The organism is Microseira wollei NIES-4236, from assembly GCF_020521235.1.
Lineage (GTDB): Bacteria > Cyanobacteriota > Cyanobacteriia > Cyanobacteriales > Aerosakkonemataceae > Microseira > Microseira wollei.
In genome coordinates, this window is sequence record NZ_BLAY01000239.1 from 1 (window position 1) to 11,876 (window position 11,876).

At 46.8% G+C, this 11,876-nt stretch carries 9 protein-coding genes and 1 pseudogene; 3 read left to right on the forward strand and 7 right to left on the reverse strand.

The features are described from left to right. The first annotated feature begins 459 nt into the window (after positions 1-459). Positions 460-588 (forward strand): hypothetical protein, encoded by a 129-nt coding sequence (locus tag MiSe_RS51655; protein WP_264196982.1) that lies wholly within the window; start codon positions 460-462, stop codon positions 586-588. A 265-nt stretch (positions 589-853) separates the two neighbouring features. Then, positions 854-2,269, forward strand: coding sequence for an amidase (locus MiSe_RS43640; protein WP_226592662.1), 1,416 nt, complete (start codon positions 854-856; stop codon positions 2,267-2,269). A gap of 73 nt (positions 2,270-2,342) precedes the next feature. Here the strand turns inward: MiSe_RS43640 and rbp are convergent, their stop codons facing one another. The 3 genes from rbp to MiSe_RS43655 form a co-directional block, all read right to left on the reverse strand. Continuing rightward, positions 2,343-2,651 carry an RNA-binding regulator gene (gene rbp / locus MiSe_RS43645; protein ID WP_226592664.1) on the reverse strand — a complete coding sequence of 103 codons (309 nt, stop codon included), beginning with the start codon at positions 2,649-2,651 and terminating at the stop codon, positions 2,343-2,345. 490 nt (positions 2,652-3,141) lie between these two features. Next, positions 3,142-4,725 carry a B12-binding domain-containing radical SAM protein gene (locus MiSe_RS43650; RefSeq protein WP_226592666.1) on the reverse strand — a complete coding sequence of 528 codons (1,584 nt, stop codon included), beginning with the start codon at positions 4,723-4,725 and terminating at the stop codon, positions 3,142-3,144. A 119-nt stretch (positions 4,726-4,844) separates the two neighbouring features. After that, positions 4,845-5,048 (reverse strand): hypothetical protein, encoded by a 204-nt coding sequence (locus tag MiSe_RS43655; protein ID WP_226592668.1) that lies wholly within the window; start codon positions 5,046-5,048, stop codon positions 4,845-4,847. 288 nt (positions 5,049-5,336) lie between these two features. On the opposite strand from MiSe_RS43655, the gene MiSe_RS43660 reads away from it, so the two are divergent. Continuing rightward, positions 5,337-5,543, forward strand: a complete 207-nt coding sequence (locus MiSe_RS43660; RefSeq protein WP_226592670.1) for a hypothetical protein — start codon at positions 5,337-5,339, stop codon at positions 5,541-5,543. 5 nt (positions 5,544-5,548) lie between these two features. Here the strand turns inward: MiSe_RS43660 and MiSe_RS43670 are convergent. From MiSe_RS43670 to MiSe_RS43690, 4 genes and pseudogenes are all read right to left on the reverse strand, one after another. After that, positions 5,549-6,949, reverse strand: a pseudogene (locus tag MiSe_RS43670) (RNA-guided endonuclease InsQ/TnpB family protein). Between the two features lie 494 nt (positions 6,950-7,443). Beyond that, positions 7,444-8,850, reverse strand: coding sequence for a TAXI family TRAP transporter solute-binding subunit (locus tag MiSe_RS43680; RefSeq protein WP_226592678.1), 1,407 nt, complete (start codon positions 8,848-8,850; stop codon positions 7,444-7,446). A 154-nt stretch (positions 8,851-9,004) separates the two neighbouring features. Next, positions 9,005-9,307 (reverse strand): DUF5132 domain-containing protein, encoded by a 303-nt coding sequence (locus MiSe_RS43685; RefSeq protein WP_226592681.1) that lies wholly within the window; start codon positions 9,305-9,307, stop codon positions 9,005-9,007. A 69-nt stretch (positions 9,308-9,376) separates the two neighbouring features. Then, the gene (locus tag MiSe_RS43690; RefSeq protein WP_307731648.1) at positions 9,377-11,623 is read right to left on the reverse strand and encodes a heavy metal translocating P-type ATPase; all 2,247 of its coding nucleotides are present in this window, start codon (positions 11,621-11,623) and stop codon (positions 9,377-9,379) included. Positions 11,624-11,876 lie beyond the last annotated feature (253 nt).

Sequence of the window (11,876 nt, forward strand, 5' to 3'; positions counted from 1 at the left end):
TGCAGTCGGGCTATCGGGGAACCAACGGTGGGAGTATTCATCTACGTTTGTACCAACCTGTTCTAGATCAGTGGCGAAACACCTGTAAAGGAAGGAACTAGGAATATCCAATCGCGAGGTTGGAAGCCGGCGCTGTATGCGTATCATCAGCGTCGGGAGGATGTAACACAGAGGGTGTGGGAAAATTGGAGATCCCCCTAAATCCCCCTTATAAAGGGGGACTTTGAAGCCCTATCACCTTTGTTTCTGCGTATATCTCTCGTTTCAAAGCGACGATTTTTCATAGAAACCCGGTTTCTTTGCGTAAGTCCTGATCCCCCTAAATCCCCCTGACAAAGGGAAACTTTGAAAATTGACGATCCCCCTAAATCCCCCTGACAAAGGGGGACTTTGAAACCCCAAACTCCCTTTCCCAGAAGGGAAGGGGGCTTTTGTTGCCAGGGGCTTTGTTTGTGACAGTTGGCTAAGTGTCTACAGGAATGGCAAATTAATGATGGTTTTTATTTGAATTGGGCGATCGCTTTCGATGACAGTAAAGAACCTGTCCAGCGCCAGTTTCCAACTTGGGCAAGCTTCGATTTAGGCTGAGAATTGTGCTGACGTGAATCACGGCATGCCAACTTAATTGGTAATTGCGATCGCTGAAAAACTATTAACTCAAGTTGCTAGTTACATCCCTTGGCGCTGGTAATAGGTAATAGGTAATGGGTAATGGCTAATGGCTAATGGTAATAATAAAAGGCTTGGCTCGCCAGCTAAAATTAGCAATTAGCAATTAGCAATTAGCAATTAGCAATTACCAATTAGCAATTAGCAATTAGCAATTACCAATTACCAATTACCAATTCACCCGATGAATAAAATCGATTTAGCATTTACCCCAGCGCTGGAACAAGCAAGACTCGTTCGCAGCAAAGAAGTATCGCCAGTAGAGTTGGTGGAACTTTACTTAGAACGCATAGATCGCCTCAATCCCCAACTGGGTAGTTATTTTACCGTAGCGGCAGATCTGGCACGGGCGGAGGCAGTGGCGACAACAGAAATGTTGACAAAGGAAGAAACTGCCAATTTACCGCCTTTTTTTGGCGTGCCAATTGCGATCAAAGACTTGACCTCGGTTGCCGGTATCCGCTGTACTTATGGATCGCGGGCGCTGATGGATCAGATAGCTGCTTATGATGATGGCATCGTCACGCGCATCCGCGCCGCCGGGTTTATTATTCTGGGTAAAACCGCCACTTCGGAAGTCGGATCGCTGCCTTATACCGAACCAGAAGGGTTTGCACCGGCAAGAAATCCTTGGAATACAGATTATACTCCCGGTGGATCGAGTGGGGGTGCAGCCGCCGCCGTGGCAGCGGGGTTGTGCGCGATCGCTCAAGGTTCGGATGGCGGCGGATCGGTGCGCGGACCAGCTAGCTGTTGCGGTTTAGTCGGGATTAAACCATCGCGGGGAAGAGTTTCCCTTGCACCGCTAGGCGATCGCCTCAGCGGCGTCGCCACCGATGGCGTCATTGCGCGTACCGTTGCCGATGCAGCGGCGCTTTTAGATGTCATGTCTGGCTATATTACCGGCGATCCTTACTGGTTACCCGATCCCGATCCATCTTTCCTCACAGCTGCTACCAGTAAACTTCCCGCTTCCCTAAAAATTGGTTTTACCACCACATTACCACCCCTGGGGGAAGCCGCGCCCCCAATTGGGCAGGCCGTGTTGGCAACGGCGAAACTGTTAGAAGGAATGGGTCACGCCGTCGAACCTGTGAGTTTGGATTTGAGCGAATTAATCGATCCGTTTAAGATAGTTTGGCAGTCAGGGGTAGCCGCATCTGGCATTCCCAAAGCAGCGCTGGGAAAAATGAATCAATGGTTGTTAGAACAAACTGGAGATGTTAGCCAGTACTTGCGTGCAGTTGCCCAGATGCAGATAATTGCACGCAAAATTGTCGCGTTTTTTCATAATTTTGACGTGATGTTACTGCCAGTTTACATGCATCCCGCGATTCGGATCGGCGAGTGGGAAAATTTAAGTCCAGAAGAAACTTTGGCCAGAATTATCAATTGGATTGCCCCTTGTCCGGCGTTTAACGCCAGCGGACAACCCGCGATCGCCATCCCTGCTACGTTTGACTCGAATGGCTTACCCATCGGCGTTCAGCTGGTCGGACGCCCCGCCGCCGAAGCGACGATCCTTGCCTTAGCAGCGCAAATTGAAGCGGCGAAACAAGCGAGTGAACCGCGCCCTCATTTTGCCATTAGTGGCTACTGACATTGCGGAAAAGTAAAGGCTCAAGCATTACACTGCCTGAGCCTCTTGAAGTCAAATTTAAGGCTAAAAAAGCTTAGTAGCGACGAGAAGAGAAGTTGTCGCGGCGACGTCCACCACCACCACCAAAAGAACCCCTTTCTTCCCGAGGCTTGGCTTTATTGACCTTGAGATCGCGACCCATCCATTCAGCGCCATCCAGGGCTTCAATCGCTGCGTTTTCTTCAGCGTCTGTACCCATTTCTACAAAGCCAAAGCCGCGCTTGCGACCTGTTTCGCGATCGGTGGGAAGCTGAACCCGTTTAACTGACCCGTATTCTGCAAACACAGAATTCAAGTCCGCTTCTGTAACTTCATAAGATAGGTTACCTACATAAATCGACATAGCTTGTCTCCAAAATTACAACTTTGCAGAGAGTGATAGTTCGGAGAGAAGCCTGCCAATATAAAACGGGAAAAACTCGTCAATACTAGAAACAAACATTGCAACCGATACTTATTCTCTTCCATTATTGTAGCACTTTAGCAAGCTGTTTGGGTTGGCTGGCACAAGAGATCGGCAGAAGGGTTAAACCTAGGCGCGATCGCGAGTGCGTGCCTTAGCTGGTAGGTTGGATTTCGCGTTCTCAACCCAACCGACGGGCGATATGCCTCCGCAAGGCGCTTCGCGATCGCACCCAGTAATATCATGTCCGCTTGCTTCGGTAACGTTAGGCTAGCGAGTGAGCGGGTGAGCAGGTGAGACGGAAAAAAACAGGTTTTCACACAATCGACTATTTACAACCGATGCAACCGGACAAGATCGGGACTTACGCAAAGTCTCTGTATGTAGGGTGCGTAAGCGGTGCGTTACGCACCGCAACCACTAAATCAAATCAAGACCTGACAAGCATGGGTTCTGGCTCAGGTAGCACAGAGACTTTCATTGGGTCGTAGCCTAGCTGTTGAGTAATCCGTTCCCTGGCTAAAACGCGATACTCCCAAAAATGCTCTCCGGCGGCGCATAAACCCAAATACATATTCATAACTTGGGGCTTTCTCAGCAAAATCGTCCATAATTGTCGCCAAAACTGCCAGCGAATTTCAGGTCTTCGTATACCCTGATGCCAGATTACCTGGGCAACCAGCCGCAACCCTTTCCCCAGAGGAAATTGCATCGTCTGCTTTCGCCCTAGGGGAGGAACAATACTGAGGCATTGCTGAAAACAGCGTCTGAGATAGTTCGGGGGTTCGTACAGCGTCCAGAATCCTTCTAAATACTCTCTGGCAATTTCGGCAATGGGGCGGGTGGGGATGAAATTCATCAGGGTATTCTGGTCCCCCGTCGGATGGCTGGAACCCTCAAGTAAACGCTGTTCTCCCTTAAGTCGGTTCCAGAGGGCAGTGTTGGGCGGCGCTTGCAGGATGCCCAGCATGGGTTGAGGAATGCTGGTTTGTTCGACAAATGCTTGAATTCGTTCGCCAGCACCTGTACGTTCTCCATCAAATCCCAGAATAAACCCGGCATAGATCAGCAGACCTGCCTGATTGATCTTGCGACAGGCTTCCACTAGGGGGTTGCGAGTATTTTGCACTTTGCGCGTTACTTGCAGGCTGTCTTGGTCGGGGGTTTCAATGCCGAGAAAGACGGCATAGAAGCCTGCTTGCCGCATCAGATGCAGCAATTCATCATCCTCTGCCAAATTTACAGATGCTTCGGTGATCAAGGTGAAGGGATAATTGTGCTGCTGCATCCAGGGAATCAATTCTCGCAGGAAGCGTTTGACGTTGCGCTGATTGCCGATAAAGTTGTCATCAACGATGAAGAGCGACCCGCGCCAGCCTAGATCGTAAAGCGTTTGCAACTCTGCTAAGGCTTGATTCGGTTGTTTGGTGCGCGGTTTGCGTCCGTAAAGGGAGATGATGTCGCAAAATTCGCAGTTGAAGGGACAACCGCGAGAGAACTGAATTGCCATCATGCAGTAGGCATCCCGCTGAAGCAGGTCAAAACGGGGCATGGGGCTTTGGGTGACATCCGGTTTTTCCATCGTGCGAAATATTCCTTGCGCTTCGCCTTGATTTAGCGCTGCCAAGAATTGGGGAACTGTCATCTCTCCCTCATCCAGGATTAGGTAATGCGCGCCAGAGTCCAGGGCATCTTGCGGCACAGATGTGGGGTAGGGGCCGCCAACTGCTACTTTTTTGCCTAACCGTACTGCTTTTTGAATTAGGGCGTGGAAATCTGCCTTTTGCACAATCATGGCAGATAGTATTACTAGGTCGCACCATTCCCAATCCGCTGCTGTTTCCAGGTTGACGTTGCGATCGCAAAATCTAATTTCCCAGTCTTTGGGTAAAAGTGCCGCCACTGTAATAATTCCCAGGGGTGGAATCACTGCCTTGAGTCCAGCGATTTCCATGAAGCGATCGTAAGACCAAAACGACTGGGGAAACTGAGGGTAGAGCAACAATGCTTTCATAAGAGATCCTTGGTGCAACTTTAGGATGACAGTGGCATGACCGGATGCGGAATTTAGGTAAATTTCCCCTTAGCATACCTTAGTCCCTGGAAGCGTACCTCAGTCCCTGGAGTGATGTTTTAAGCTGGCATTTCCTGATGACAGTGGCTACAACGCCAGTAAAGTCCTGCCAAACCCATGTGACGGAATAAAGTGTACGAACAGCAAAGGCAAATATGCCTACTCATCATCGATTGCCCGATTGTTGGGGATAGAGTCCGTTGGCTGCGACCATTGGTTAGTTGGGGCGGCGATCGCATCAGACTCTTTAATAAAGCTTCCATCTTACAGACCTGCATTTAATACTATTTTAATTTTAACCTATTTTTACCATAAAATCTGAAATTTTTAAATACATAAACTTGATTTTTGTGATATAATGCATAGCAATAGTAATTGCTGGTTGAGAGAAACTTAGCAAGAGATTTTTCCTGTCCTCGTGGAGAGGAAAGTTAAGAGCAGTAAGCGGCTGATAATAATAAGGATAAAACAGCTTTTAGTCACTTATGTAGACCAGCAAGTAGGGCTGGATAGAGCCAGCTAAGCCAATTTATTGATGAGGTTGAGTAGTTATGAAAATTCAAGCGTTGGAGATCCAGGTAGGCGATCGCATCATCGCTTACTGCAACAACAAGAGGCAAATCTGCACGGTGCGACGCATCATAGATCCCGATCAAAGCAATATCACGCTATCAGTATTTACAACAGAGCATTATCGCAGCTCAATATTGCGCGTAGTGAGGTTCCGGCGGGACGCTTTAGTTGATTTGGCAAGGTGAAATACCTACACCGCCGCAAGCGGTCGGTGTAGGCTTCTGGCGTTTCTGAGAACTTCCAGAACTTCCTTAGAGGTACTATTAGTAGTAGTTTTAGTTACTACTGGATTCCCTTGACGGCGTTTGATCCTGGGGAACAGTCCCAGCCCCACGCGCTTGATGTTGATTGCCGCGTTAACATCACGGTCAACATAAAGCAATTCTTGTGGGTCCCAGTACTCGCGCATACCGCAATCGGTGAAGACAAATTCATCGCGGTACGCCAGTAGTTGAGACGTGTATGCAGGATTTACTGACATTATCCACACCCGGTGCTTTTGCGGCTATGTATTCTAGGATTTGGAAAAATTGCCCAAAAGCAGCATCATTCCAGGATTTATTCAACCCTGACTTAGCTGATTGACCGTTGGGCAAATACTGTCCATTGTCATCTTGTTTGGCTTTATTTCGTTTTGACAACGCTTTTAGATTTAAGTTCTCATGAACAAAAACCTGCTTACCAGTTCTTACCAATTGATCAGCAGTTTTAAAAGCATGGTCGCGCCGGGAACGAGCAATACGTTGATGCTCTCGCGCCTCTCTCTTGGCAAGCTTACGCCGGGATTTGCTACCTTTGTTTTTAGCGGCCTTGCGTTTAGAAATACGGGCTAATCGCTCCTCTGACTTTCGGAACGACTTCAACGCTGGCAGTTTGGTATTGTCTGATGTTGCTAGATAGTCATCGTCATGCAGGATCGCATCGAATCCCAAGGTATTATCCCAAGTTGGAATTACCGCATCGGGAATGAAATCAGGAACCTTTGGGTCTTCTAAACAAATTGTGATGCACCAGCCGTCAGCTTTGCTTGTTAACAGGGCATTTTTGAATTTAAACCCATCTGGTAGAGGGCGATGTAAACGGACTTTGACCCAACCTTTAAGCTTTGAGATTGACAGAAATAACCAATCTTTTTCAATGGGATCAATATTAATAGCTTGCCCCTCTATCCTCATGGTGCGGTAACGGGCAGCATTCTTAAAACGTGGCTTGCCGCTACGATTACCGTTACAATCACCTGCAAGAAATCGGGAGAAAGCCAAATCTACCCGCCTTGACACATTCTGCAATGTTTGGGATGGAACGCGAGTAAAGTCAAGTAACTCACCACTATTACCGACTTTCACCAAATCTTGTTTGATGATTGGTAACTGTTTTTTTTGAGCATAAAAATCTGGTTGGTCACGCAGGATTGAGGTCTAAATGAACAAACCAATGGGCAAGCATTAATGTTAGTGCGGTTATGCTCCCACCAATCAAATCTGTCCCCTAGCTGCTTGTTGTACCAGTACCTACAAACTCGCAACCAAGTATTTAGTTCTAGTTTTTGATTGGTGGTTGGGTAAAATCGATCCTGGTAATTAAGCAGCAAAGTAAATCACCTCCTAGTATGATTTATGATAACATAAACGTAAAGCTTCATGAAGAACAAAGCATTGAATTTGAGAAGATCAGAACGCAGATTAAATAAATTGCGTCTATATTCGGCTCAAAAAGACAAAACTATGACACAAGTGATAGAAGACTTTATCGATTCTCTGAAGCTGGAAAATGGTGATTCCGCACTTCGTGCCGCTCCGCTAACATCGACCCCTCGACCTGTCAAACCTACGGTTTGATTCAGTCGGGGGTCAATTCGTCATCACCCAAAAATTCATCCCACGCCGCCCTAGCGGGTCGGACGTGGGGCTTCTTTTTGATTTAAGCTAAAAATTTATCTCCAAACCTAACAGGACTTACGCAAACACCAAAGTTTCTCTGAAAAATCGTCGGTTTGGTAGCTCTTGATCTACGCAGAAACAAAGGTGATAGGCTCCTCGTGCGTAAGTCCTGCCTAAGTTTCCCGCTTGTTTCCCTTGTCCTCGCTTAAGGAGTGCGACTTACCTGCGGCGGGGGGACACTCGGTGACTGTTGCTGGTACAAGGTGATGCGTCGTTCTCGGACGGTATCGAGGGCAATTTGCCAGATGACGCGAAATGATTGGAAAGATTCCTCAGAAATGACATCTTTGTCCAGGTCATTTACGGCAGATGTCAGCAGTTTTAGCAGCTCTTCCCTTTTTACTTCTAGTTGCCTTAAATCGTTGCTTTTTGGCACTTCATTTAATAGGTGAATAACCTTCTTACTGTACTCATCTGCGGCATTTTTCTGGACTCTTACTAGCAGCCGCTTCAATTCTAGACCCCAAGACCATAACAAGAGGAAAATGGTTAAAATCAGCGCCAAAAAATCGGCGTTTTCTTGCACGAAAGAAGGTTTATCCCGCTCGTAGTAAGCTTGCGATCCGGGGTGAATGGGTGCGCCGATTCCGCTATCTCTGGATGGAGGATTTATGTTGGCTACGAGTGGTTTTATATCGTCTTGAGCAATCGCATTTGCCAATTCTTGGCGACGTTCCATTATTACCATCGTGATGTTGCGAATTACCTCTGGATCTACTTTCTCATGAGCGAGAAGAGTTCTCTGCACTTGCACTGTTGCTAAATCGATGGCTGGAATGGGTGGATTGCCTCGGTAAGCTCCTTGAGGAATAATACCCACTTCAAACGCGGGATATTTAATTTTCATTGCGGCAGCTTGTGGAATTGGCACTAATCTGGCGCTGCCATTTTGCACTAATTGCAAGATAGATGGATTGACTAACGCTCGGACTCGAAAGGCGGCATCTGCTTGATTGCGGAGAAAGGCTTCGTTAGCAGCTAGTTCGGTTTCTCCTACGAAGGTGAAATCCGATTCTGCTAAACCAAAATGAGCCGCTACATTTACAAATGATTGGAATTGTCCCCCAGTTTTTGGCAGGGAAATTCGCTTGCCTTTTAGATCTGAGAATTGATTGATGGGGGAGTTATTGGGAACAATTAACTGAAATCTATCGGGATATAAAATTGAGATTAGGCGTGCTGAAGCACCGACTGGAACATCAGCTTGAGCGGTAGCAAGTTGCACTTGGTTTTCTTCCAAGCGCTGGATATTTTCTGCGGTTCCGCCAGTTTTGATGACTTCAATTTGAATGTTGGGATGGTATTTTTCTACTACTTGCTCGATGGATTTGCTGATGACGTAGCTTTCGCCTTGTATTGCGCCAGCAGCAAGTTTGAGTCGATGTACTTTTGTGCGATCGGCAATCTGTAACGCCACGAATGTTACAAAGCTCAGACTTACCACAACTAAGCTTGCCACACCCAGCTTGGAAAGGTTGGCGCTAGCTAGGAAGCTGAGGAGTTTTGCTTGAGATCTCTGTAGGGAGGTTTGCGGGGGTTGAGGGTTTGTCATGGGGTTGCGTCTAATTTTGACGACCAACTACTGCCAGGACTTAGGCAAAGAAACCAAGAAACCCGGTTTCTAGGCTAGTTCTGCGTAAGTCCTGTACTGCATTAATCTTGATCGATTAACGTTAAGATTTCGTAATCCCCTCCCAAGGCGGCTACTATTTTTTCCCGTTCATAAACCGCTGCTGTGCTTCTGCGGTAATTTCGGCTTTGGACTCGGCGACAACATCCCAAAACATTTCTCCAGCTTCCGCTACTGCTCCCTGACTTTTTTCGTATAAATTGAGGCTGGTTTTAATCGCTGCTTTGAGAATTGGTTTACCAATTTTGGCGACGGCGGGTAATAGTATCGGTGCTAAAGCAACTGCACCAATTCCGATTAAAATTGCGCGATCAGTTGCTAGGTTGCGGACGTTTTGTAGGGTTTGATTTGGTTTGAATTGGCTACCTTTTGCTGACATAATTTTATCGATTGGTAATTGCTAATTGCTAATTGCTAATTGGTTTAATTGTTTGTTGGAGTTGTGCCGCTACGATTGCTTGGTTTCGATTGGCGGATCGCGGTGCATCAGGGGACGTAACCCATTTAACCCTGCGGCGATCGCAGAACCGTTATGTACAACCGTTGCTGCTAATGGATGCAGTCCCACGGTGGATGCAAGTCCCAAGGCGGCTAAATTGGGAGTAACTGCTAGACCGATATTTTGCTGGATGACTCGTTTGGTTTGACGAGCGATCGCAAAGGCATCTAGTAAGCTGGTTAAATTATTACTCATCAAAACTACATCTGCTGTTTCCCTCGCTACTTCTGAACCATCTCCGAAAGAAATTGCAGCATCTGCATAAGCAAGTGCTACCGAGTCGTTTAATCCATCGCCTGTAAAAGCGACGGTTTTACCTGCTGCGTGCAATTGTTGTACAACGGTTGCTTTTTGTTCTGGAAATGCTTCGGCGTGAACTTGTTCTAGGGGAATACCGAGTTCTTTAGCAACTGCGATCGCTCTTGGTTTTGTATCCCCGGTTAGCAGGTGAATTTCCATGCCATATTCGGTTTGCAATTTTTCGATTACTGCTTTACTTTCAGCGCGCAACGGATCGGTGTATTGAATAATTCCTTGAAATTCTCCGTTAACGGCTACATACAATAAAGACGAGTGGGTAGAAATCTGACAACTGAAGTTTTGAGGACAATTTGTGCTTGTACATAGATGCGGTTCGTAAAGACAAGTCAATTTTATTCCCGATTGTTGTAAGAAGCGATCGCTTCCCACCAATACTTCTTGCTCGTCTATTTCTGCACGCACTCCCAACCCCACTTCATATTCCCATTTTCCACGGGGTAATATGTTCGTGCCTTGTTTTTCTGCATAGCGCATGACTGCTTCGGCGACCGGGTGAGTCAGGCGCTGTTCGGCGGCGGCGGCTAATTCTAAAACTCTGGCAGCGGACAGTTTATCTGTCGCGATTTGGACTGCTACAACTGCCACATCTCCTTGTGTCAACGTGCCGGTTTTATCAAACACAATCGTATTGACTTGCGCTAATTTTTCCAACGCGCGTCCGCTGCGAATTAAGACGCCGTGGCGGGTGGCGTGGTTCAATGCGGCTAAGTAAGTTGTTGGCAAAGAAACTCGAATTCCCGTAACAAAATCGAGGGTTAAAATTGCTGCTGCTCTGGCTGGATTGCGGGTAATTGCTAACATACTTCCTGCTAAAATTAAAGCAGGTAGAACCGCTTGGTCTGCGATTTTTGCCGCATAATTTTCCATGCGGGTATCGTGAACGGGAGCTTTTTGTACTAATTGAATGCTCGCTCCGGCACGAGTCGCCGCGCCAACTCGTTCGGTTTTGATGTAAATTTCTCCCGTTCGCACTAAGGTTGAGGCATAAACTTGTTGTCCAATTTCTCGGACGACTGGCATGGATTCGCCTGTGAGTTTTTGCTGGTCAATTAAGGCTTTTCCGCGCCAGATTGAACCGTCTACTGGTATTTGTTCCCCTGGATATACGATGACAATATCTCCAGGTTTGACTTCAGTGGCTGGAATTTGTTTTTTCTGTCCGTCGCTTTGTTCAACCCAGGCATAATGGGCGAGAGAATTGAGTAAGTCTTCTGCACGATCCTGGGAAACTCTTGCGGTGCGATCGCGTATAATATCCCCAATTTCATGCAAGGTCATGACTAGCGCTGGCGTGACTAAATTTCCTTGCAATGAAGAGAGGCTAAGCGCCATCATATCCAGGCAATCTATATTTAATCGCCCTTCGACTGCAAGGCTGTTATAAGCGCGTTTTGCTACTGGAAACGCTGCTGCTGCTAAAGTCCCTGCAATCAAAGGTTTGGGAATAGGAAATCTCAATCCCAGTAAAGCTAAAATTGTGGCAAAAGCCGGTAATTTTAGTTCATTCCAATCGCTTTTTTCTGATTTATTATTGGATTTTCTTTCTCTTTCCTTACCAGCTATTTCTTGGCCTTCACCTGCTACTTGAATCAGGCGTGCTAGATGGGAGTGCATTCCGCTATCGTTTCTATCATTTACTTTATAATTGATAGCAATTGAAGCGCTTTGACGTTGAATCCTAACTTGAGTGACGCGAGTATCTAACTGAATTAACCTTTGCACTCTATTGGCATATTCTGCATCTTTAGCCAACAGCGGTACTCGAAATCTTACCCGTCCGGGAACTGCATGAACCACGCGATAAGCAATTTTAGAATAGCTAACCGAATCCGCCATCACATCGTTGGTTGGATTTGGTGCTGTTTGAGGGTTCATTATTTTTAACTCCAAGTTCCCAAGTTAACCTAGATTGGTTTTTATTTTATAACGGCTGATGCGCCCAACTTGTTAAATAAATCTAAAACTTAAATATTTTATTTATAATTGACTAGGCGGGCGAGACGCCCACCCCACAAGAGTTTTTTTCTTGTGGGATAAGCAAGCTGGTTGTCCCACCGCCCACCCCACAAGAGTTTTTTTCTTGTGGGATAAGCAAGCTGGTTGTCCCACCGCCCACCCCACAAGAGTT